The sequence below is a fragment of the Bradyrhizobium sp. genome, from assembly GCF_027451485.1.
Lineage (GTDB): Bacteria > Pseudomonadota > Alphaproteobacteria > Rhizobiales > Xanthobacteraceae > Bradyrhizobium.
This window is the reverse complement of sequence record NZ_DAIDJE010000208.1, coordinates 44,513-66,334: the sequence shown is the minus strand read 5'-3', so window position 1 is coordinate 66,334 and position 21,822 is coordinate 44,513. Positions and strand designations below refer to the sequence as shown.

Sequence of the window (21,822 nt, the reverse complement as noted above, 5' to 3'; positions counted from 1 at the left end):
AGGACGCGCCGGTGCGTCAGGATGGAGAAGGTCTCACTCCGGCAGCGGAATGAACTCGTGTTCGTTGGGAACGGGAGCAAAGCGGCCGGACTTCCAGTCCTGCTTGGCTTGCTCGATCCGCTCTTTACTGGATGAAACGAAATTCCACCAGATATGACGCGGACCTTCGAGGGCATCTCCACCGAGAAACATCATCCGCGCGGGTTTGAGGGCCTTGGCAGCGATGCGGTCGCCGGGCCGGAAGACCAGCAGACGCGGCCCCTCGTAACGGTCGCCCGCGATCTCGATCTCACCATCCACGAGATAGATCGCCCGTTCTTCGTGGTCGGCATCGAGCGGCACATTGACGCCTGCGTCGGCCGTCACCTCGACATAGAACCAGGGCGAGACCATCGCGACCGGCGAAGTCGCACCGAACGAACTCCCTGCGATGATCCTTGCCGATATGCCCCGATCGGTCACCGTCGGCAGATCGGTAGCCGCATAATGCTGGAAGGTCGGCGCGATCTCTTCTTTGCCTGCCGGAAGCGCGATCCAGCTTTGCAAGCCCAGCATCTTTTGTCCGTTCTTGCGCTCAAGGTCCGGCGTACGCTCGGAATGGGCGATGCCGCGGCCAGCCGTCATCAGGTTCATGGCGCCGGGCTGGATTTCACGAATATTGCCCTCGCTGTCGCGGTGCATGATGGCCCCGTCGAACAGGTATGTGACGGTGGCAAGCCCGATGTGCGGATGCGGACGCACGTCCATACCCTTGCCGGACAGGAACTGCACCGGGCCAAAATGATCGAAGAAAATGAACGGGCCGACCATCTGCCGCTTTCCGTGCGGCAGCGCGCGCCGGACGGCAAAGCCATCGCCGAGGTCGCGGGTGCGCGGCACGATGACCAGCTCCAGCGCGTCGCAGGACAGGGGATCGCCGAGGACCGGATCGTTCGAGGGTTGCCAGCTCATTTTCTTCTCCGTTCATTCCGCCGCGGCGACGTATTGCTGTCCGACATAGCCGTTGGGATCGCCGAAGCGCTCGACCATCACTTCGGGCAGGTCTTTTTCCTTGTGCGTCACGCAGCCGCCGGAGCGTACGGTATAGCGCTGCTGATGGTTTAAGTGCGGCGGCGCCGTGCCTTGCTGGAGGGCACGCGCGCTCTCCATGATCAGCTTGCGGAAATGCATGATGCCAAGGTCGGTGGGGCCGAGGTGTTCGCGCGTGCGGTCGGCGATCGGACCCTGGCTGTCCTGCACCGCCGCGTCCTGCTCGGACACGCCCTTGATGCCGGTATAGCTCTTCGTCTTCTGGAGCTTGCGATCGATCAGGTAGTCGTTCGACTTGTTGCGAAGCGGCACGTAATTCTCGTCGACCTCGGCGATCACGCCGTGGCCATGCGAATAAGCCTCGCGTTCGGCTGAAGTCAGTGGACGATCCGGATTCCAGGCATAGGTGTAGATCCAGCAACCGGTGTCGGTCACCGGCACAAAACTCTGGCCGAAGATGCTGTCCCCGGGCATCGCGCTCGGCGCATAGGTGTGAGCCGGCATCAGGAATTGCGCGATCCGCCAGTAGATATTGTCGTCGCCGGCGATGCGGCCGCCGGCAATGGTCAGCCCGGCCTCATGCGGGTTGATCTTGATGACCGGCCGGGGGTCTTCCGCGATCCAGCGCATGTGGCCGCTGTTCATGCGCGAGATCGGGTTGATGAAATGTTTCTTGATGTCGAGGATCTCGTCTTCGTCCTTGTCGAACGCGAGATGCGCAAAGGTGAAATGCGCGGTATCGATCGAGCCTTCCAGCGCCTGCACCCAGTTGCAGTCCTGCCATTTCTTGGTGACAAAGCGGTGGGAGGCCGGCACCAGCGCCATCTCCAGCGCGGGCAGCTCCGGCGCCTCGTCCGCCGGTCCCATATAGGCCCAGATCATCTCGCCCCATTCGCGCACCGGATAGGACTTGATGCGGATCAGGTCCTTGGCGTTGAGGTCGGGATAGGAGGTCGGCATGTCGACGCACCTTCCGTCGGTGTCGAACTTCCAGCCGTGATAGACGCAGCGGATGCCGCATTCCTCGACCCGGCCGAGCCAGAGATTGGCGCCGCGATGCGGGCAATATTGATCGATCACCCCGACCACGCCCCTGGAGTCGCGGAAGGCGAGCAGTTCCTCGCCCATCACCACGATCTTCTTTGGCGCCCCGTCGGCTTCCGGCAATTCCTTCGAGAGCAGAACCGGAAGCCAGAAACGCCGGAGCAGGTCCCCCATCGGCGTACCGGCATCGCTTTGGGTGAGAAGCCGGTTGTCCTCCGCACGGAGCATGGCGCGCCTCCGGGATCAAGGTTCTGATTTTGAGCAAGCTTGGCGCAGGGCAAGCGGGCCGTCAACGCAACTTGTCGTTCCCGCGGCGCGGTGCGCCCGAGTTGTAGGGAGACCAGCGCTCCTCTTAAAGATCGGAGGGCGCGCGGGAATGCCGGATGCCAAGCGCACCCGCAGCCTTGCGTGCGAATGAAAAAAGCACGCAAGCAAGTCACCACGGTTACGCCGAGCAAGCCGGCATTCCCGCACGCGAGGGTTTTAACGGCTTATTCCACGCTCTCCCCGGCGATCGGGCTTTTTTGTCACCGTCGCCGCCGCAATGCGGAGCATTATCGGCAGCTTGACGCCAGCGTCGAGGCGTCAGGACCACATGGCTTTGCCGTCCGCGACAGCGCATTCGTCTGTTGCGCTATCGCGTCCATCGCATCCCGCACCCAACGTCCGTGACGATCGCGAAACGCCCCTCGTTTGGGGCGGGACGGGGCGGGCTTCTAAAGGTGATTTGCCCGTCGTCGCAAGCGATGTGCCTGCGACATTTCAACACGACGGGCAAATCGGCCGGGGCGAGTAGGTGCTGTCAAGCGCATTTTCTCGTGTCTTGGAAGCGTTGCGGCATATGATGCCGCTACGCAGATCCGGGAGCACGTGCGCCCAGCGCGCGCGGTCGCCTGCGCGGCGCTCGGGAAGGGTACGAGTTGCGCTTGCGCGCGGCCCTCAGGCGGCGCGCACCGACGCCAAGAATTTTGAGACTTCGGACCGGAGCCGGCCGGAGTCCGTCGACAGCGTCTGCGCCGCCGACAGCACCTGGGAAGACGCGGAACCGGTTTCGGCGGCGCCGCGCTGGACGTCGGCAATGTTGGCAGAGACGTGCTGCGTGCCGGTCGCCGCCTGCTGCACGTTGCGGGCGATCTCCTGGGTCGCCGCTCCCTGTTCTTCGACGGCCGCCGCGATGGTCGCGGAAATTTCGGAAAGCTTTTCGATCGTGCCGCTGATTTCCCGGATAGCCCCGACCGAATCCTCCGTCGCGCTCTGGATGCCGCTGATCTGCTGGCTGATCTCGCCCGTCGCCTTCGACGTCTGTTCGGCCAGCGCCTTCACTTCCGACGCCACCACGGCAAAGCCGCGGCCCGCCTCGCCGGCACGGGCAGCTTCGATGGTGGCGTTGAGCGCGAGCAGGTTGGTCTGCCCGGCAATGGTATTGATGAGCTCGACGACATCCCCGATACGGGTTGCGGCTTTGGAAAGCTCACTGACCCGCGCGGTCGTATTGTGAGCCTGATCGACGGCGGCGCCGGCCATACGCGTGGATTCCTGCACCTGCCGACTGATCTCGCTGATCGACGAGGAAAGCTCTTCCGTGGCGCTGGCGACGGATTGCACATTGGTGGATGCTTCCTCTGAAGCGCCGGCCACCCTGGTGGCGAGGTCCTGGGCGTGCTCTGCCTGCGAGGTCATGGTGCGGGCTGCAGTTTCGAGCTCGCTCGAGGCGGTCGAAACCGTGTGGACGATTGCGCCGACAGCCTCCTCAAATCCATTGGCGAGCTTTTGCATGTCTTCCCTGCGCTGGCGTGCAACGACCTCGTCCTGCCTGATCTTGGCTTCGGCTTCGTCGCGCGCCTTCTGCTCGGCCTTGAGCTTGAAATCGGAAACAGCATGCGCCATGTCGCCGAGCTCGTCCTTGCGATCCAGTCCCGGCAAAACCACGTCGAAATTGCCCGCGGCAAGCTCCTTCATACCTGAAGTAAGCCCGGCAAGAGGCCGGATTATGCCGCGCGCGATGAGGAAGGCGATCAGCAAGCCAAACAATACGGCGGCGCCGGCAACGATTTCCTGGGCCGAGATGGTGCCGTCGATGCGGTCGTCCGTCTCAGCGACGGTTGAGACCAAGCGCCCGTCGGTCTCTGACTTTATCTTTTCCATCCTCTTGATCGCGCCCACGATCGCCGGCGTGATGGCGTTGTAGTAGAGCTCGTCGGCCCGAACGATGTTGGGGCCGGTCTTCTCGAAAGCCTCGCCATATTTGGTCAGGCCAGTCTTCACCGCGGCAAGCTGGGCGGCGAGACCCTGCGGCAGCTCAAGCTTCTCGATACGGGCGACTTCCTGCTGCGCTTTGGCAAGATTGACCTTAAACGTCTCGATCCCCTTGCGGTCGCGGGTTGCGAGCATCCGCCAGTTGGCGACGCGCACGAGCAGGCCCTTCTCCAGCAGCGCATTTGCCTCGACCGCGAACGGTGTTCCGGCGGTGGCCGCGACGAATTTGTTGAGGTCTTCCGCCATCTTGTCGCCGTCGGTGAACAGAGACGCGCGTCCAGCCTGCATCTGCTTGACGGCATCGGCCAGTTCAGCGCGATTGGCCTTCAGCTCGTTGATATCGCCAATGACACGCTTGTATTCGGCTTTCCGCTCCTCGATACGCGTTGTTGCCGCGGCGTCTTCGAGCAAGGCGATGGCCGCGGCCATCCGCTTGTCGGCGTCCGCGAGCGAGGCCTCGTCCTGATCGAACGAATAGCGCAAAAGGCCGCGGCGAATGGCCTGCAGATGCGTCGTCATCTCGCCCACGCGGACGGAGACCTTCGACTGCAGCGTCATCAGATCGACTGAAGCGCGAATGGTGCTGAGCTGCCAGAACCCGATCCCGGCAAGCAAGGCGATCGAGGCGATCAGGATGCCGAACCCCAGATAAAGCCTGCCGCTGATTCGAAGGTTAAAAATCGCCACGATGCATCCTTTAAAAAGCTGCTAAAAAGGTTTGAACAGCGGCCTATCTCCTTGAGAGGCAAGCGCTGTCAGCCGCGAACCTTTGCATCGCCAAAGTTGAGATATGGTGAATCGAGCTATAAGAATTTTGCAACGCGTCGTGCCTGATCAGCGGGCATTGGTTGGTGACGGGCGAAGAGGACGCCGATTGCCTCATGCAGTATGGCCGTCAACCAGCGACGGCTGCGCCTGGTCGCTTCGCGCAGCTCACTCCGGCACGCCGGCAGCGCGGAGCGCTTCTGCATAGCTTGCCGCCATCGTTTCGCGTGGGAAGGGGATGCGCTTGAAGAAGCCTGCGATCGTCAGCTCGGGCTCAACGTCAAGCAACTCCACCGCGACGGTGGCAGCCTTGCCGTTCTGGCCGAGCTTGACCAAAGCGACGATCAAGACACGCAGGGCGACGGCAAACCGGCGGTTCTGCGTCAGCGCCCTTTCGGCCCATTGCACCGCATCCGGATAATTGCCGTCGGCAAGGGCGGCGATCGCCATGGCGCCGGAGGTGAGCCAGCCGCGCGGATCCCGCGGGCTTAGCCGCCGGGCGCGCTCGATCATCGTGCGGCCTGAGCCCTGGTTGCCGCGCATGATTTCGATCCAGCCGCCGAGCGTGAGTGCCATGACGGAGTTCGGATTGACGGAAAGCGAACGGGCGAACAGTTCCGGCGCGGCGTCGCGCTTGTCTTCCGACATGTTCCAGATGGCGAATGCGGCCATCCACAGCACCTGGGCATCATTGGGCGCAAGCTCGACCGCCCGCCACGCCAGCGCAAGGCCCTCGGCCAGGTAGCTGTGGTCGGGCGAGATCCAGCCCTGGAAATGGCGCAGCGCATGGCAATAGGCCGCCATGGCGACAGCCGGCGCGTAGGACGGATCAATGGCAATCGCCTGGTCGAGGCAGGCAAGCGCCGACGCGGTGCTGTCGGCTGTAAACTCATGCTCGAAACGATAGGCGCGCAACAGAAGGTCATAGGCCTCGAGCCGGGCCGGTCTGCCTGATTTCTGACGCGCCATCTCGGCGAACTGCACAGTCGGTTCGATGGCGGCGACCACGCTTTCGGTGATGCGGTCCTGAAGGTCGAAGACGTCGCTGAGATCGCCGTCGAAGCGGTCGGCCCAGAGATGCCGGCCAGAAGCCGCATCGATCAATTGGCCGGTGATCCGCAGGCGGTTGCCGCCGCGGCGGACGCTGCCCTCGAGCACATAGTCAACACCGAGCTCGCGGCCGACCTCGCGGATGTCGACCGGCCTGCCCTTGTAGATGAAGGACGAGTTGCGGGCGACCACGAACAGTCCGCTGCAACGTGACAGCGCGGTGATGATGTCTTCGGCCATGCCGTCGGCGAAGAAATCCTGCTCACCATCGCCGCTCATGTTGGTGAAGGGCAGCACCGCGATCGACGGCTGTTCCGGCTTCACTGAAGGCGGAGCCGGCGGCAGCGATCGATCCGGATCCTCCGCCTCGCGCACCTCGCCGACGAAGCGGATGCCCTTGCGCGGAAGCGTGCGGATCAGCCGCTGCGCCTCGCCACTGTCACCGATCGCGCTGCGCGCGGCATTGACCCGGCTCGAAAGCGTGGCATCGGAAACCGTGCGGCCATGCCAGATGGTATCGAGCAGCTCATCACGGCTGACCACGCGTTCGCGGGTGCGGATCAGAAATTCCAGCAGATCGAATACCTGCGGCTCGAGCGGGATCCGGTCGCCGCCGCGGCGCAACTCGCGGCGGCCGGTATCGAGCACGAAGTCACTGAAACAATAGAGCAATGGTCGCTCTCGCCGGACCTGGCAGGGGACACGGGCATGTCCGCCCTGCCGCAAAAATCATGACATTCTGAAGCATAAATCCACGCCTTCTGAAAGCGAGCGGGGCGGCATCAAGCTAGGGTTTTCGCAGTTCCGGGGCCGCAAGGTGCGAGCGCCGGAACGCAGGGAAATGAAGGAGATCGATATGTCCGACCCCATCAAGCGTCATCGGCGGGACTTTCTCGGCATTGCCGCGGCGACATTGGCGACTGCTCAATTGGGCGCGATCGGAGCTGCGAAGGCGCAGGCCAAGGCGAATTCGACGCTGCCCGCGGCCGGGCCGGGAACTCACACCTCCTTCGCGTCGCTAAAGCAGATCGATGCAGGATTGCTGAACGTCGGCTATGCCGATGCCGGCCCGGCCGACGGCCCCGTCGTCATCCTGCTGCACGGCTGGCCTTACGACATCTATAGCTTTGTCGATGTGACGCCGCTGCTCGCGCAAGCGGGTTATCGCGTCATCATACCTTACCTTCGCGGCTACGGCACCACGCGTTTCCTGTCCGGCGATACGTTGCGCAACGGCCAGCCCGCAGCGATCGCCGCCGACATTCTTGCGCTGATGGATGCGCTGAAGATCGAGAAGGCGACGCTTGCCGGCTTCGACTGGGGCGCCCGGACCGCCAACATCATCGCAGCGGTCCATCCCGAACGGTGCAAGGGCATGGTCTCGGTCTCAGGCTATCTGATCTCGAGCCAGCAATCCGGCAACATGCCGCTGCCGCCGTCCGCCGAATTGCAATGGTGGTATCAGTTCTATTTCGCGACCGAACGCGGCAAGGAGGGCTATGAGAAATATCGCCACGATTTCTCGAAGCTGATCTGGCAACTCGCCTCGCCGCAGTGGAAGTTCGACGATTCGACTTTCAACCGCAGCGCCAGGTCGCTTGAAAATCCCGACCATGTCGCCATCGTGGTGCATAACTACCGCTATCGCCTCGCGCTCGCCGAGGGTGAAGTGCGTTATGCGGCTATCGACAAGGTCATCGCCGCAACCCCGGTCATTTCGGTGCCCACGATCACCATGGAAGGCGATGCCAACGGCGCGCCGCATCCGCCGCCGGCCGCCTATGCCGGGAAGTTTTCCGGCCGCTACGAGCATCGCGACATCAAGGGCGGCATCGGCCACAACCTGCCGCAGGAAGCGCCGCAGGCGTTCGCGCAGGCCGTCATCGATGTCGCGCGGATGGGCTGAACAACATCGGCGCATGATGAGATCAGGTTCGAATGGAGCCGCATTGCCGGCTCATGGCGAAAACCAGTGCTGCACGAAGCGTCCGGCGCGCGCGATCGCTTCGCGGCCCTCGGGGAGGATGCGCGCGTAGAGATGCCAGGCGTGCGGCATGCGCGGCCAGACCTCGATCTCGGCATCGCATCCCGCCGCCTTCAGGCGTTCGGCCATTCGCACCGCGTCATCGCGCAGGATTTCGTCGCTGCCCACCTGAAGCAGGATCGGCGGGAGGCCGGATGCGTCGCCGTAGAGCGGCGAGGCGTAAGGATGGCGCGCATTGGCGCCGGCCAGATAGCGATCGGCGGTTGCAGGAAGATGCGTGGCCTCCATCATCGGATCGGCCGCCGCATTGCTCTGTAACGACGGCCCGGTCAGCGCAAGATCGGTCCAGGGCGAGATGGCTACCGCGGCCGCAGGAAGCGGCAGCCCCTCGTCGCGCAGCCGGTAGAGCGTGCCGAGCGCGAGACCGCCGCCGGCGGAGTCGCCGATGAACGCGAGTCGTTTGGGGTCGATGCGCTTCGCCACCCACCGATAGACGGTCATCGCATCGTCAAGCGCGGCCGGGAACGGGTGCTCCGGGGCCAGGCGGTAATCGAAATACAGCACGGAGCTGCGTGCTGCGGCGCCAATCCGCCAGGTGAAGTCGCGATACAGCGCCGCGCTGCCGATCACGTAGCCGCCGCCATGGAAATGCAGAACGCAGGTATTCTCGCGCGCCTGGGGAACTGTGATCCTCACGGCGTTCACGCCGTCGGCATCGAGCGCTTCGGTCCGTGTTCCCTTCGATGGGCCGGGCACGAGCGGTTCGAGCAGCGGCAAGCGGCGGCGGGCCGTTGCAAGCGACATCTCGCGGGCTTTGCCCAGCCGCTTGACCAGACGCAAAGCCACCCGCAGGAGTTCAGCTCTCGCGCTCATGGGCTAGAAACGCGGTGGCTGCCCGCTGTTTCCCTTGAAGAACCGGTCGGCCAGCCTGATCGGGCAGCAGACCGCATGTCGGCCGCAAAGCGCCCGGCCGCCCGACCCGCTGATGTGCCTGATGTGACGGCTGGCTCGCCGCTTGCCGGCTGCCCGCTTACTCGTTGGCCTCGGGCGGCAGGAAATTGACCTCGTGCAGTGCCGAGATGCGCACGACCTCAGCAGGATCGGCGAGGTTGTGCAGCATGTTGAACAGCGCTTCCAGCTTCTGCATCGGGGAGACCCAGAACATCGCGCGCGCCGGCTTGTCCGACTTGTTGAAATAGCCGTGCGGAATGCCGCGCGGCATACGCACGAGGTCGCCGGCCTTTGCCTTGACCCACTGGCCGTCGAGCTTGAGGTCGAGCACGCCGTCCTGCACGAGGATGAACTCATCCTGCGTGGGATGGACGTGAACCGGAACGAACTGGCCCGGTTCGCTGTTGGTTTCGAACGCGAAGGTGGAATCGCAAATTGCCTTGGGGAAATAAAGCTGGCCGAGAATGTTCCAGCTCTTGCCGCCGTAACCGGTACCGCTCGCAGTAATGCCCTTTTCCAGTGCAGTCATCGTTCACCCTCCCATGATGGACTCCGGCAAGGGCTAGCATCGAACAGGCGCAAAGGTCTGTCTACCCGCTAAACGAATCCGCGTCCGTCCGGGGCGGACTTTTCGAATTTCGCGTTACCCTTCAGACGCCTTGCTACTCGACCGTTGCGCGCGTCTCGAAAGATGGGGCTCAAGTCGGCGGCCTCATGGTTCGGGACGCCGCGTCAGACGATTCGGCTCCTCACCATGAGGGTTTGAAGCAACGGGATTAAGCCGACGAAGTCTCACTCCGCGGCCGTCGTCTCCGGCAGCTTGGCGCCCTTGCCGTAGCGCTGGTCGATATAGTCGATCACCAGCGCCTTGAATTCGGTCGCGATTGTCGGCCCGCGCAGCGTGCGGAATTTCTTGCCGTCCACAAACACCGGCGCCGCGGGCGCTTCGCCGGTGCCGGGCAATGAGATGCCGATATTGGCGTGCTTGGATTCGCCGGGGCCGTTGACGATGCAGCCCATGACCGCAACGTTGAGCTCTTCAACGCCAGGATACTTTGTCTTCCAGTTCGGCATCTCGTCGCGGATGAAATCCTGGATCGAGCGCGCCAGTTCCTGGAATGTGGTCGAGGTGGTGCGGCCGCAACCGGGGCATGCCGCCACCAGCGGCACGAAGGTGCGGAAGCCCATGGTCTGCAACAATTCCTGCGCCACCTGGACTTCCAGCGTGCGATCGCCGCCGGGTTCGGGGGTCAGCGAAATGCGGATGGTGTCGCCGATGCCTTGTTGCAGCAGAATGCCAAGCGCGGCCGACGAGGCGACGATGCCCTTCGAGCCCATGCCGGCTTCTGTCAAACCGAGATGGATGGCGTAGTCGGAGCGGCGTGCCAGTTCCTGATAGACCGCGATCAGATCCTGCACGGCGGAAACCTTGGCCGAGAGGATGATGCGGTTCTTCGGCATGCCGAGCTCTTCGGCGCGCGCGGCCGACAGCAGCGCCGACTGCACCATCGCCTCGCGCGTCACGGCGCGAGCATCGCGCGGATTGGCGGAAGCCGTATTCTCGTCCATCAGCTTGGTGAGCAGTTCCTGATCGAGCGAGCCCCAGTTGGCGCCGATGCGTACCGGCTTGTCGTTCTTGTTGGCGATCTCGATGATGTCGGCGAACTGCGTATCGCGCTTGTTCTTGAAGCCGACATTGCCGGGATTGATGCGGTACTTGTCGAGCGCTTCGGCGCAGGCCGGATATTCGGCGAGCAGCTTGTGGCCGATGTAATGGAAATCGCCGATCAAGGGCGTGTTGATGCCGCGCTTGCGCAGGCCGTCGCGAATATGCGGAACAGCGGCTGCAGCTTCCTCGCGGTCGACGGTGATGCGCACCATCTCGGAGCCGGCGCGCGTCAGCGCTGCAACCTGGGCAATGGTGCTTTCGACGTCGGCGGTGTCGGTATTGGTCATCGACTGCACGACGATTGGCGCGCCGCCGCCAACAGCGACGTGGCCGACCTTGACCTGGGTGGTTTTGTGCCGCGCCTTGGGGCCGGCGATATCGGAATCTGGCAAAATCTCGGGCTTGTTCATGGGCGTCAGATATCAGGTTTCGGTGACGGTGAGCAACGGATCAGCGGTAACGGGGTCCCCCGGATGGGGTCGGTTTACGAGGTAAAGCCCCGCGATGACAAGGAGTGCCGCGGCCCCGAAAACGGGGGTCAGCCTATCATGCAGGATGAAATAACTAGCCGCGACGCCAAACAAAGGGGTGATGAAGGTAAATGCCGACAATTTGCTGGCCGAATAGCTCTTGACCAGCACAAACCACAGCAAAAATGTCAATCCGACCACCCAGATCGCCTGATAGGCCATCAGGGACAGGGCCAGAGGTCCGGGAAAATGGGTCACCGTCTCGCCAAAGGAGAAGGCAGCCATGCCCAAAATCGGGATCGATATCGCAACCTGGTAGATCAGTGCTTTCTCGGCCGGGGCGTGGCGCAAGGCGGTTGCCTTCACGATCAGCGTGGTAGCCGCCCATAGCGCGCCGCCACCGACGATCAACAGGTCGCCCCACAGCACGCTCGCATCGACATCCGGCTGCGGCACGCCGATCGCCAGGGCGACGCCGGCAAAGCTCAAGGCGAGCCCGCCCCATTGCAGGACGCGCAGCCGTTCTCCCAGCAAGCGAAAGGAACCAAGCGCCACGAAAAACGGCGCGGTGTAGAGAAACACCACGGCGCGTGAGGCCGATGTCAGTTCCAGCCCGCGATAGACCAGCACGAATTCCATGCCGAAGGTGACGCCGAGCAGGAGGCCGGCGCGAAGCGTGCCATCGCGCTCGAACAGCTTCACGCCGCGAAAGTGCGCGATCAAAAGCAGCACGGGAAGCGCGGCCATTGAGCGGATCGTGCCCTGCCAGAGCGGCGGAATGTCCGGCAATGCAAGCTTGACCGCGATCTGGTTGAAACCCCAGCTGAAGCACAGCATCAGCATCAAGCCGATCGCTTGCGCGCTGAGCGAACGCTCCGCGAATGAGTGCGGCAATCTGTCTGAAGTCATGGACGACGGCTTATCGCCTTCTTGTTAGTTTTGGCAATGCGCGCAGATGCCGGTAATCTCGACGATCGACATTTTCGGCGTGAAACCGGTGGCGCGCGCCGACGCGGTGAGGCTTTGCGCGACGGGCGCAGCCGGCACTTCCCCGACGAGCCCGCAGCGTTCGCAGATCAAAAACGCCACCATCGCGGTTTCATCATGGTCATGCCCGCAGGCGAGAAAGGCGTTGCGGCTTTCGATGCGGTGGACGAGCCCGTTCTCGATCAAGAACTCGAGCGCGCGATACACTGTGATCGGCGCCGGCCGGGGTTTCGTCTTGGCCAGTTCCTCGATCACCTCGTAGGCGCCGAGCGGCCGATGACTGGACAATAGCGCCTCGAGCACCTGGCGCCGGATCGGCGTGAATTTTTGCGCGCGCCTGGCGCAGACCCGTTCGGCATGCTGCAAGGCCTCCGCCGTGCAGCGGCCGTGATCGTGGCCGGGAACTGGAAAGGTCGGTTTGGCGAACGTCATAACATCAAGTTTACCATTTTCCGGAGGTTTCCCGAAATCTCGTTGCTCGAAGAGCCTTTTCAACCCCGCGATCTGGGGCCGGCGCCGGCCTTAGCGGTTCCTTAGCCATGCCAATTCGACAGGGCAGGGCCGCATTGCCATCGACATGAAAAATTCATAAGCAAGCTTATTATATCGCAAGCTTATGAAGGTCCCGAGAGGGGCCGTGACGCTTCTCGATTTTCAAACGGTGCGCCCCTATGTCCCGCGATCCGGTGGACGCGAATTTTCTGTTTACGCTCGGCGAGTTGCAGCGGCTGGTGCGCGCCTATGCGGACCGCCAGGCGGCACGCTACGGCATCACCCGCGCGCAATGGGCAGTGCTCGCCAAGGTCGAGCGCTTCGAAGGCATGAAGCAGACCGAACTTGCCGAGCAGATGGAGATGCAGCCGATCACGCTGACGCGGCTGATCGATCGCCTCTGCGACAGCGGCTGGATCGAACGCCGCAGCGACGACACCGACCGGCGCGTCAACCGGCTTTACCTGCGCAAGGCCGGGCGGGTGTTGCTTGGCAAGATGAACGGCTTGAAGACGGAGATCACCGCAACCGCGCTCGAAGGCATCAGTCCGGCCGACGCGCAGCGGCTTCTCACCCAGTTGGAAACAGTCAAGGAAAACGTCCGCAACGCGATTGCCGACGCCGAAGATGATGCAAGGAAAGAACAGCGCTATGGCTGAGCCCGTATTGAAATTTGCACCCGAGCAGAAGGGCGCGCCGGCGCAGCCGCACGAGAAGGTTGCGGCACGGCCGCGTCGGCGGCTGCTGGCCGCGCTGCGCCGCTATCGCCGGTTCCTGCTGCTGGTCGTGCTGCCGATCGTTGCGGTAATTGGCGGCTTCGCTTTTTATCTGAATGGCGGCCGCTACGTCGGCACCGATGACACCTATGTCGGTGCGCAAAAGGTCCTGATCACGCCCGACATCTCCGGCCGCATCGATAAGGTGGTCGTGAAGGAAGGTGAGCTCGTCCACAAGGGCGACGTGTTGTTCGAGATCGATCCGGTCCCGTTCCGTCTCGCCGTGGACCGTGCCAAGGCCGCCGTCGAACAGGCGAAGATGAGCTACAACAACCTCGTCGCCAACATCAAGATTTACGACAAGATGGCCGATCTGATGCAGCAGGACATCGACCTGAAGCAGCGCGACGTCGACCGCAAGGCGGCGCTGGCCAAGAGCAGCTTCGGCTCGCAGCTCGACCTCGACAGGTCCAGCACCGCCCTCGTCACCTCGCGCGCCCAGCTCGCTTTCGTCCAGCAGCAGCGCTCGAGTTCGCTGACGCAGCTGCTCGGCAACCCGAACCTGAAGCTTGACGATTTCCCGCCCTACTACCAGGCGCAGGCCGCGCTCGCGCAGGCCGAGCGCGACCTCGACCACACCGAGATGCGCGCGCCGATGAACGGCATCGCAACGCTGGTCGACCAGATCCAGCTCGGACGCTTCGTCGTCGCCGGTTCGCCGGTCTTCACCATCATCGATGTCGCAAAGCCCTGGGTCGATTCCAACCTGAAGGAATCCGACATGACGCATGTCGCAGTCGGTCAGCCGGTCGAGATCGAAGTCGACGCCTTCCCGGATCATACCTTCAAGGGCACCGTGGGCTCGCTTTCGCCCGGGACCGGTGCGCAGTTCGCAATATTGCCGCCGCAGAACGCCACCGGCAACTTCGTCAAGGTGGTGCAGCGAATCCCGGTGCGGATCTACTTCGACAAAAACGATCCGATGGTGAAGAAGCTGAAGGCCGGCATGAGCGCCTATGCCACGATCGATACCGGGCACAAGCGTACGCTTGCGGGGCTGCTGGGTCTGCGGGCGACGGCGAAGCAAGACGAAAACTGATGAGCACCGTTCCGGGCCTGCGGCGGAACATGGTGACGATCTGCGCCATGACTGCCACCATCATGCAGGCGCTCGATACCACCATCGCCAACGTCGCGCTGCCCTACATGCAGGGCACCCTGTCGGCATCGCAGGACCAGATCAACTGGGTACTGACGTCGTACATCGTTGCGGCGGCGATCATGACGGCGCCGGTGGGCTGGATCGCCAACCGTTTCGGCCGCAAGCGCACCTTCATCATCTGCTCCGCCGGTTTCACCGTCGCTTCAGTAATGTGCGGGCTCGCGCAGGATATCAACCAGATGGTGCTGTTCCGCCTGCTGCAGGGCGTGTTCGGGGCCGCCCTCGTGCCGCTGTCGCAGGCGGTCATGCTCGACATGTACTCCTTGCAGGAGCGCGCCAAGGCGATGTCGATCTGGGGCATGGGCGTGATGATGGGTCCAATCATGGGCCCCTCGCTCGGTGCCTGGCTGACCGAGACCTATTCCTGGCACTGGGTGTTTTTCGTCAACCTGCCGTTCGGCATCATCACCGTGCTCGGCTTGATGGTGTTCATGGACGAAACAAAACAGGATACCGAGCTGCGCTTCGACTGGTTCGGCTTTGCCGCGCTCGCCGTCGGCATCGGCGCGCTCCAGGTCGCGCTCGATCGTGGCGAACAGCTCGGCTGGCTCGAATCCAACGAGATCATCGCCGAGTTCATTCTCTCGATCGCCGGCTTCTATTATTTCCTCGCGCACTCCTTCACCACGGACCGCCCCTTCATCCAGTTCTCGCTGTTTACCGATCGCAACTTCCTCACCGGTTGCATTTTCATGACGGTGATGGGTCTCGTGCTGTATTCGACCATGGCGCTGGCGTCGCCCTACCTGCAGAACGTGATCGGCTATCCCATCATCACCGCCGGTGTGCTGCTGGCAAGCCGCGGTTGCGGTACCTTCGTCTCGATGATGCTGGTCGGCCGGCTGATGCGTTACATCGAGGCGCGAACGCTGATCATCGCTGGTCTCGGCATCACCGCGCTGTCGCTGTACATCATGACCGGCTGGACCGATCAGACCGGCGCGACGGAAGTCGTCACCATCAGCATCATCCAGGGGTTCGGCTTCGGTCTCGTCTTCGTGCCGCTTTCGACGGTGGCATTCATGACGCTGCCGAACAATCTGCGCACCGACGGCACCTCGATGCTGACCCTGATGCGCAATGTCGCGAGCTCGGTCGGCATCTCCATCGTGATCGCGCAACTGACCGAGGGCGGCCGGCGGATCTACGCCATCCTGTCGGAACACATCAATCCGTTCAATCAGGCACTCCAGATGCCTGACGTGCACAGCTTGATCAATCTCGGTACCGACAAGGGCCGCGCGATGGCGGATGTCATGGTGGCGATCCAGGCGCAGATCATCGCATTCTCGCAGGATTATCAGCTGGTGATGATCTTCATCCTCTGCTCGATCCCGCTCGCCATCATGATCGGGTCGACCAAGGCCGCGCTTCGCAAGCAGGTGCCGGCGCCCGATCACGCCGTGATGGAATAGCTTGCAACAACTGCGGCCGTGTTGCGAGTGGAGTTCGGGATTGATACGTCATGGCAGGCCTAAACCAGCTGTTGCTCCAGCTGTTGCAGCACCTGATAGCACGGCAGGACCTGGGCGACGCTCGCGTTGGGCTCACGGCCTTCGCGGATGGCGGCAAAGAACTCGCGATCCTGCAGTTCGATGCCGTTCATCGACACATCGACCTTTGAGACGTCGATCTTTTCTTCCTTGCCGTTGAAGAGATCGTCATAGCGCGCGATATACGTGCCGGTATCGCCGATATAACGGAAGAAGGTGCCGAGCGGGCCATCATTGTTGAACGACAGGCTGAGGGTGCAGATCGCGCCGCTTTCGGTTTTTAGCTGGATGGACATATCCATCGCGATCCCCAGCGTCGGGTGGATGGGCCCCTGGACCGCGTTCGCCTTTACGATCGGCGAACGGGTCTGGTAGGCGAACAGATCCACTGTGTGCGCCGCGTGGTGCCACAACAGGTGGTCGGTCCAGCTCCGCGGCTGGCCCATCGCGTTCATATTCGACCGACGGAAGAAGAACGTCTGCACATCCATCTGCTGGATGTTGTATTCGCCGCTAACGATCCTTTTGTGCACCCATTGGTGGCTGGGATTGAAACGTCTGGTGTGGCCGCACATCGCGACCAGTCCGGTTTTTTTCTGCAAGTCGACGACAGCCTGTGCATCCTTAAGGGAATCGGCCAGCGGGATCTCGACCTGCACGTGCTTGCCGGCCTTCAGGCAGGCGAGCGATTGCGACGCATGAATCTGGGTAGGCGTGCACAGGATCACGGCGTCAACTTCCCTCAGTGCAAGACTGTCGGCGAGATCGGTCGAGACATGGGCGATGCCGTATTTGGCAGCGACTTCCCTGGTCGGTTCCAGCCTGCGGCCGACCAGCGACACCACTTCGACGCCTTCGATATTCTTGATGCCATCGAGATGCTTGATGCCGAACGCACCGGCGCCGGCGAGCGCGACTTTGATGACTTTGGTCATGTCAGTTGTTCTCCAGGATCAGGTGGCCGACGGCGGTGTTGCTCGCCGGCACATGATAGAAGCGGTGCCGGACCGTCGGTGGCTTGCCGCCGTCGACGTCGCTCATGGCGCCCCTTGCGATCAACCACATCACGAGTTCAATGCCCTCGCTGCCCGCTTCGCGGACGTAGTCGATGTGCGGCATCTTGGAAAGCCCCTCGGGGTCGGCGATCAGCCGATCGAGGAAAGCCTGATCCCACTCCTTGTTGATCAGCCCGGCGCGCGGACCCTGGAGCTGGTGGCTCATGCCCCCGGTACCCCAGATCTGCACGTTGAGCGGCTCCTCATAGGATTCGATCGCCTTGCGAATCGCCTTGCCGAGCATGAAGCAGCGCCGGCCGGACGGCACCGGGTACTGCACGACATTGACGGCGAACGGGATGACCGGGCAGGGCCACGCCTTCGGCTGGCCGCACATCAGGCTGAGTGGCACCGTGAGGCCGTGGTCGATATCCATCTTGTTGATGATCGTCAGATCGAAGTCGTCCTGGATCACCGACTGCGCGATATGAGAGGCGAGCTTCGGGTGGCCGATGACCTTGGGCACGGGACGCGGACCCCAGCCCTCGTCGGCCACCGCGAACTCGGGTGCGGTGCCGATCGCAAAGGTCGGGATAATGTCGAGGCTGAACGCGTTGGCGTGATCGTTGTAGACCAGAAAGATCACGTCCGGCTTCTGCTCCTTCAGCCAATCCTTGGAGAATTCGTAGCCCTTGAAGACCGGCTGCCAATAGGGTTCGTTGGTCTTGCCGAGATCGATCGCCGCCCCGATCGCCGGGACGTGTGAGGTGTAGACGCTCGCGGTGATACGGGCCATCACTTCTTCTCCCCAATGCGACGGTTGCCATCGATGGAGCGACCGCCCTTCACCATCATTTCACGATATTGTTCCTCGCTCATGCCCGTCATGCTGCCGGCCATCTGCTGGAAGCTTTTGCCGTCGGTCGCGCCGATCTTCGCAAGGAAGTAGATGTTGCCGCCGAGCTGGATGCAGCGGTTGAGGTCCCGTGCGAGCACGGCCTGCTTTTGATCCTCGGTCATCGGCCATTCGTCGAGATAGGCTCGCTCGTTGGCTTTGAAGCGCGCGCGATTTTCCGCCTTCATGAGCGACATGCAAAACTGGTTCAGGTGATAGCCTTGCCGCGACATGTCGGCGTCGAAGATCGTCGTACCGGGAACATCCGTGTAGGGTTTTTCGAGCGGCATCGCAGTGCCTCCTTTATGTTTCCTCCGGCCAGTACAATCGCATCGGATTGTCGACCAGAAGTTTGCGCTGAAGCTCAGGCGTGGTGGCGATGTGCGGAATGAAATCGACCAGGAGACCGTCATCGGGCATGTGCCCCTTGAGATTGGGATGCGGCCAGTCGGTGCCCCAGAGCACGCGATCCGGAAAGGTCTCGACGATCCGCTTTGCGAATGGCACGACGTCTCGATAGGCGTTCTGCTCGCCATTGAGCGCCGGCGGTCCCGAAACAGATAAGCGTTCCGGGCAGCTGACCTTCGACCAGACGTTCTGGTTCTCACGCATGAATTTCACGAACAGCCCGAACTCGGGGCCGTCTACCGGCTTGGCGACGTCGGGCCTGCCCATATGGTCGACGACGACAGTGGTTGGCAGCGCCGTGAAGAAATCCCAGAGCTCGGCCAAATCCACAGCCTCGAAATAGATCACGACATGCCAGCCCAACTTTGCGATCCGGCCGGCTATCTCGATGAGTTCGTCGCGCGGCGTGAAATCGACCAGTCGCTTGACGAAATTGAAGCGAACCCCGCGCACGCCTGCCTCGTGCATCGCCTTGAGCTCGGCATCGCTTACGCCGCGCTTTACGGTCGCGATACCACGCGCCCGGCCGCCCGAATGAACGAGTGCGTCGATCATCGCGCGGTTGTCGCTGCCGTGACAGGTCGCCTGAACGACCACGTTTCGCGCGAAGCCGAGATGGTCGCGCAGCGCGTAGAGCTGCTGCCTCGACGCATCGCAGGGCGTGTATTTGCGCTCCGGCGCGTAAGGGAATTCGGCTCCCGGCCCGAACACATGGCAGTGCGCGTCGACTGCGCCGACCGGCACCACGAAGCGCGGCTTCGAGGGAGCGGCATACCAGTCAAGCCAACCCGGGGTCTTCTCGAACGGCCCCGTAACAGGTTTCGACATAAACGCTTCCTTCAATGTTCCAACCCTCGCGTCACGATCTTGGTTGCGTCGGTTGCATGCCGTGACGCCGTATGGATGCATCCGCCTCTGTCGAGGTCAGATAGCTGACAAAATCAAGCGCCGCGGCTTCGTTGGATGTCAGCGCGCACACCCCACATGAAAACCGGGTCAATGATTGAATCTCCCGGGGCAAGGACCCGACGACATCGATGCCCGGGACATCCAGAAACTCGCTCAATTGCTGAAAGCCGAGTTCAACATCCCCGCGCGCCAGCAAGGTGCCCACCGGAACGCCCGGGGGAGCCTGAACGATACGCACCGTGTTTGACCGATCGGCCCCCCATTTTTCCAGTAGCTTGAGCACATGCGTCCCGCTGGGACCCGTGGAGTAGCCAACCGAGCGCGCGGACAAAACTGCCGCTTTTGTCGCGGCTTCGTCCGAGAGATCGGGACGTGTGGCGCCGCCTCGCACAGCCACCGCAATCGCCGACTCGGCGAAGGCAGCGCGGGTCCCCGGTTTGAGGAAACCGTCCTCTTCGAGCTTCCTCATGGCGTCGTCGGCGAGCACGACGATGTCGAATTTCTCGCGGGCCCGGACGCGGCGCGCAGCATCGACGCCGCCGACTGACTCGATAGCGACCGAGCGTCCCGCCTTTTGCCGATATGCGCCGGAACACTCCGCCAGGATCTGACGGGTGGCCATCGATGAAATGCCAACGATATCAGCGGTCATTGACAAACTCTCTTGAACTCTCGCCGCTGTGGGTCAATCGATATATCTCAACCCAGCCTTTGCGAGCGGTTCCCGCATCTTGTACATGTCGATGCCCAGAACGCCTTGCGCAAGCTTGTCGCGCTTGTCCGCTTCGTTGGCCTCACGTGCTTCCGCCGCATCCGCCGCCTGCTGCGCGATCCGGGCGGGTACGATCACCACTCCGTCCATATCCGCAACCACCACGTCGCCCGGATTTACGGTTGCGCCGGCGCAGACGACTGGAATGTTCACGGAGCCAAGCGTCGCCTTGACCGTGCCCCGAGCGCTGATCGCGCGCGAAAACACCGGGAATTGCATTTCGGTAAGATCCGTAACGTCGCGCACGCCGCCATCGATGACGAGACCCTTCGCGCCGCGGGCACGGTAGCTGGTAGCGAGCAGATCGCCAAAAAAGCCGTCGGTGTTGTCGACGGTGCAGGCCGCGACCACGACATCACCCGGATGTATCTGCTCGGCCGCCACGTGCAGCATCCAGTTATCCCCCGGCTGCAGCAGCACAGTAACGGCGGTGCCGCACAGGCGGGCTCCGGCATAGATCGGACGCATATAAGGATGCATCAGGCCGACCCGACCCATCGCCTCGTGGATCGTGGCGACGCCGAATCGCGACAATTTCTCGACCGCGGCCTTATCTGCCCGGTCGATATTGCGCTTGACGATTCCGAGGTCGTTCATCGCACCGCTCATGCTCAGATTCCTTTTGCTTTCAGCGCCGCATCCAGGCGCGGAAATACGCGCCTCGCATTGCCTTCGTAGATCTTGTACCGGTCCTGCGCGCTGAGGGTGGAGGCGGCTTCGATGTAGCGCTTTGTGTCGTCGTAGTGGAAACCGGTTTCCGGATCGATGCCGCGAACGGCGCCGATCATCTCGCTGGCGAACAGGACGTTATCGACCGGGATCACCCTGGTGAGCAGGTCGATTCCAGGCTGGTGATAGACGCAGGTATCGAAAAAGATGTTCTTCAGAAGATGATCCTTGAGCAGCGGCTTCTTCATCTCCTGCGCGAGGCCGCGGAAGCGGCCCCAATGATAAGGAACCGCGCCGCCGCCATGCGGGATCAGGAATCTCAAGGTCGGGAAATCCTTGAACAGATCCGACGTCAAACACTGCATGAAGGCTGTCGTATCGGCATTCAGGTAGTGCGCCCCGGTCGTATGGAAGCAGGGATTGCAACTCGTCGAGACATGGATCATGGCCGGGATGTCGAGCTCGACCATCTTCTCGTAGATCGGGTACCAATGACGATCCGAAAGCGGCGGCGAGGTCCAGTGCCCTCCGGAGGGATCGGGGTTGAGGTTGATGCCGACGAAGCCATACTCCTTGACGCACTTCTCGATCTCCGGCACGCAGGTCTTCGGATCGACGCCGGGCGATTGAGGCAACATCGCAGCAGCGGCGAAATTGTCCGGGAATAGCGTGCTGACGCGCCAGCACAGCTCGTTGCATATCGCGGCCCATGTCGACGACACCTCGAAATCGCCGATGTGGTGGGCCATGAAGCTTGCGCGCGGGCTGAAGATGGTCAGGTCGCTGCCACGCTCCTTCATTTGCCTGAGCTGGTTGTCGATGATGGACTCCCGCAGCTCGTCGTCGCTGATCTTCAGCTCGCTGGCCTTGGGTCTGACCGCGGGATCCTTGATGCCGGCGATCTGCCGGCTGCGCCAATCCTCAAGGGCCTTCGGCGCCGTGGTATAGTGGCCGTGCACATCGATGATCACGTGATCTCCTCTTCAGTTGCGGCAGTGGGACGGGGGTCGCTGCGGGTCCCCAAGCGATCGATCTGCCGTCAGCGC

The 21,822-nt window shown here is 62.5% G+C and carries 20 protein-coding genes; 4 read left to right on the top strand and 16 right to left on the bottom strand.

The annotated features are described in order from the left end of the window. Positions 1-33 precede the first annotated feature (33 nt). From NEZ08_RS24575 to NEZ08_RS24560, 4 genes are all read right to left on the bottom strand, one after another. Complete coding sequence (locus NEZ08_RS24575; protein ID WP_298113021.1) at positions 34-951, bottom strand: pirin family protein; 918 nt, start codon at positions 949-951, stop codon at positions 34-36. A gap of 12 nt (positions 952-963) precedes the next feature. Next, entirely contained in the window at positions 964-2,301 is a 1,338-nt protein-coding gene (locus NEZ08_RS24570) for a Rieske 2Fe-2S domain-containing protein (protein WP_298113018.1), read from the bottom strand. Positions 2,302-3,012: 711 nt separating this feature from the next. Continuing rightward, positions 3,013-5,016: a methyl-accepting chemotaxis protein gene (locus NEZ08_RS24565; protein WP_298113015.1), complete on the bottom strand. Its 2,004-nt coding sequence runs from the start codon at positions 5,014-5,016 to the stop codon at positions 3,013-3,015. Between the two features lie 246 nt (positions 5,017-5,262). Beyond that, positions 5,263-6,816 (bottom strand): winged helix-turn-helix domain-containing protein, encoded by a 1,554-nt coding sequence (locus tag NEZ08_RS24560; protein WP_298113013.1) that lies wholly within the window; start codon positions 6,814-6,816, stop codon positions 5,263-5,265. 184 nt (positions 6,817-7,000) lie between these two features. Between NEZ08_RS24560 and NEZ08_RS24555 the strand changes: the two genes are divergently transcribed. Further along, a complete protein-coding gene (locus NEZ08_RS24555; RefSeq protein ID WP_298113010.1) occupies positions 7,001-8,050 on the top strand; it encodes an alpha/beta hydrolase in 1,050 nt (349 codons plus the stop codon). 51 nt (positions 8,051-8,101) lie between these two features. On the opposite strand, the gene NEZ08_RS24550 is transcribed toward NEZ08_RS24555, so the two are convergent. The 5 genes from NEZ08_RS24550 to NEZ08_RS24530 form a co-directional block, all read right to left on the bottom strand. Beyond that, positions 8,102-8,968, bottom strand: coding sequence for an alpha/beta hydrolase (locus NEZ08_RS24550; protein ID WP_298113007.1), 867 nt, complete (start codon positions 8,966-8,968; stop codon positions 8,102-8,104). Between the two features lie 190 nt (positions 8,969-9,158). After that, the gene (locus NEZ08_RS24545) at positions 9,159-9,608 is read right to left on the bottom strand and encodes a cupin domain-containing protein (RefSeq protein WP_298113004.1); all 450 of its coding nucleotides are present in this window, start codon (positions 9,606-9,608) and stop codon (positions 9,159-9,161) included. Positions 9,609-9,871: 263 nt separating this feature from the next. Beyond that, on the bottom strand, positions 9,872-11,158 hold the full coding sequence (gene ispG / locus NEZ08_RS24540) for a flavodoxin-dependent (E)-4-hydroxy-3-methylbut-2-enyl-diphosphate synthase (RefSeq protein WP_298113002.1): 1,287 nt from the start codon (positions 11,156-11,158) through the stop codon (positions 9,872-9,874). Between the two features lie 12 nt (positions 11,159-11,170). Further along, positions 11,171-12,127, bottom strand: a complete 957-nt coding sequence (locus NEZ08_RS24535) for a DMT family transporter (RefSeq protein WP_298113000.1) — start codon at positions 12,125-12,127, stop codon at positions 11,171-11,173. 24 nt (positions 12,128-12,151) lie between these two features. Next, positions 12,152-12,637 (bottom strand): Fur family transcriptional regulator, encoded by a 486-nt coding sequence (locus NEZ08_RS24530; RefSeq protein ID WP_298112997.1) that lies wholly within the window; start codon positions 12,635-12,637, stop codon positions 12,152-12,154. A gap of 239 nt (positions 12,638-12,876) precedes the next feature. Between NEZ08_RS24530 and NEZ08_RS24525 the strand changes: the two genes are divergently transcribed. The 3 genes from NEZ08_RS24525 to NEZ08_RS24515 are packed head-to-tail and all read left to right on the top strand — an operon-like array spanning position 12,877 to position 16,050. Then, positions 12,877-13,356 (top strand): MarR family winged helix-turn-helix transcriptional regulator, encoded by a 480-nt coding sequence (locus tag NEZ08_RS24525; RefSeq protein WP_298112995.1) that lies wholly within the window; start codon positions 12,877-12,879, stop codon positions 13,354-13,356. Then, entirely contained in the window at positions 13,349-14,512 is a 1,164-nt protein-coding gene (locus tag NEZ08_RS24520; RefSeq protein ID WP_298112992.1) for an HlyD family secretion protein, read from the top strand. Before NEZ08_RS24525 ends, NEZ08_RS24520 begins: the two co-directional genes overlap by 8 nt. Next, positions 14,512-16,050, top strand: a complete 1,539-nt coding sequence (locus NEZ08_RS24515; RefSeq protein WP_298112989.1) for an MDR family MFS transporter — start codon at positions 14,512-14,514, stop codon at positions 16,048-16,050. Before NEZ08_RS24520 ends, NEZ08_RS24515 begins: the two co-directional genes overlap by 1 nt. 59 nt (positions 16,051-16,109) lie before the next feature. Here the strand turns inward: NEZ08_RS24515 and NEZ08_RS24510 are convergent, their stop codons facing one another. From NEZ08_RS24510 to NEZ08_RS24480, 7 genes are read right to left on the bottom strand one after another with little or no spacing between them, the layout of a single operon-like run. Beyond that, the gene (locus tag NEZ08_RS24510; protein WP_298112986.1) at positions 16,110-17,063 is read right to left on the bottom strand and encodes a Gfo/Idh/MocA family oxidoreductase; all 954 of its coding nucleotides are present in this window, start codon (positions 17,061-17,063) and stop codon (positions 16,110-16,112) included. A 1-nt stretch (position 17,064) separates the two neighbouring features. Continuing rightward, the gene (locus NEZ08_RS24505; protein WP_298112984.1) at positions 17,065-17,919 is read right to left on the bottom strand and encodes a class III extradiol dioxygenase subunit beta; all 855 of its coding nucleotides are present in this window, start codon (positions 17,917-17,919) and stop codon (positions 17,065-17,067) included. Beyond that, positions 17,919-18,308 carry a protocatechuate 4,5-dioxygenase subunit alpha gene (ligA, locus tag NEZ08_RS24500; RefSeq protein WP_298112982.1) on the bottom strand — a complete coding sequence of 130 codons (390 nt, stop codon included), beginning with the start codon at positions 18,306-18,308 and terminating at the stop codon, positions 17,919-17,921. The genes NEZ08_RS24505 and ligA overlap by 1 nt, the downstream gene beginning before the upstream one ends. Positions 18,309-18,321: 13 nt before the next feature. Next, the gene (locus NEZ08_RS24495) at positions 18,322-19,254 is read right to left on the bottom strand and encodes an amidohydrolase family protein (RefSeq protein ID WP_298112979.1); all 933 of its coding nucleotides are present in this window, start codon (positions 19,252-19,254) and stop codon (positions 18,322-18,324) included. A 31-nt stretch (positions 19,255-19,285) separates the two neighbouring features. Next, a complete protein-coding gene (locus NEZ08_RS24490; protein WP_298112977.1) occupies positions 19,286-19,987 on the bottom strand; it encodes a substrate-binding domain-containing protein in 702 nt (233 codons plus the stop codon). Between the two features lie 33 nt (positions 19,988-20,020). Next, the gene (gene ligK / locus NEZ08_RS24485) at positions 20,021-20,716 is read right to left on the bottom strand and encodes a 4-carboxy-4-hydroxy-2-oxoadipate aldolase/oxaloacetate decarboxylase (protein WP_298112974.1); all 696 of its coding nucleotides are present in this window, start codon (positions 20,714-20,716) and stop codon (positions 20,021-20,023) included. Between the two features lie 2 nt (positions 20,717-20,718). Beyond that, entirely contained in the window at positions 20,719-21,747 is a 1,029-nt protein-coding gene (locus tag NEZ08_RS24480) for an amidohydrolase family protein (protein ID WP_298112971.1), read from the bottom strand. Positions 21,748-21,822 lie beyond the last annotated feature (75 nt).

Excerpts from the sequence above, each read along its gene's own strand:
- NEZ08_RS24575 (WP_298113021.1), bottom strand. The coding sequence starts at position 951 with ATGAGCTGGCAACCCTCGAACGATCCGGTCCTCGGCGATCCCCTGTCC.
- NEZ08_RS24570 (WP_298113018.1), bottom strand. The coding sequence starts at position 2,301 with ATGCTCCGTGCGGAGGACAACCGGCTTCTCACCCAAAGCGATGCCGGT.
- NEZ08_RS24555 (WP_298113010.1), top strand. The coding sequence starts at position 7,001 with ATGTCCGACCCCATCAAGCGTCATCGGCGGGACTTTCTCGGCATTGCC.
- NEZ08_RS24545 (WP_298113004.1), bottom strand. The coding sequence starts at position 9,608 with ATGACTGCACTGGAAAAGGGCATTACTGCGAGCGGTACCGGTTACGGC.
- ispG (WP_298113002.1), bottom strand. The coding sequence starts at position 11,158 with ATGAACAAGCCCGAGATTTTGCCAGATTCCGATATCGCCGGCCCCAAG.
- NEZ08_RS24535 (WP_298113000.1), bottom strand. The coding sequence starts at position 12,127 with ATGACTTCAGACAGATTGCCGCACTCATTCGCGGAGCGTTCGCTCAGC.
- NEZ08_RS24530 (WP_298112997.1), bottom strand. The coding sequence starts at position 12,637 with ATGACGTTCGCCAAACCGACCTTTCCAGTTCCCGGCCACGATCACGGC.
- NEZ08_RS24525 (WP_298112995.1), top strand. The coding sequence starts at position 12,877 with ATGTCCCGCGATCCGGTGGACGCGAATTTTCTGTTTACGCTCGGCGAG.
- NEZ08_RS24520 (WP_298112992.1), top strand. The coding sequence starts at position 13,349 with ATGGCTGAGCCCGTATTGAAATTTGCACCCGAGCAGAAGGGCGCGCCG.
- NEZ08_RS24515 (WP_298112989.1), top strand. The coding sequence starts at position 14,512 with ATGAGCACCGTTCCGGGCCTGCGGCGGAACATGGTGACGATCTGCGCC.
- NEZ08_RS24510 (WP_298112986.1), bottom strand. The coding sequence starts at position 17,063 with ATGACCAAAGTCATCAAAGTCGCGCTCGCCGGCGCCGGTGCGTTCGGC.
- NEZ08_RS24505 (WP_298112984.1), bottom strand. The coding sequence starts at position 17,919 with ATGGCCCGTATCACCGCGAGCGTCTACACCTCACACGTCCCGGCGATC.
- ligA (WP_298112982.1), bottom strand. The coding sequence starts at position 18,308 with ATGCCGCTCGAAAAACCCTACACGGATGTTCCCGGTACGACGATCTTC.
- NEZ08_RS24495 (WP_298112979.1), bottom strand. The coding sequence starts at position 19,254 with ATGTCGAAACCTGTTACGGGGCCGTTCGAGAAGACCCCGGGTTGGCTT.
- NEZ08_RS24490 (WP_298112977.1), bottom strand. The coding sequence starts at position 19,987 with ATGACCGCTGATATCGTTGGCATTTCATCGATGGCCACCCGTCAGATC.
- ligK (WP_298112974.1), bottom strand. The coding sequence starts at position 20,716 with ATGAGCGGTGCGATGAACGACCTCGGAATCGTCAAGCGCAATATCGAC.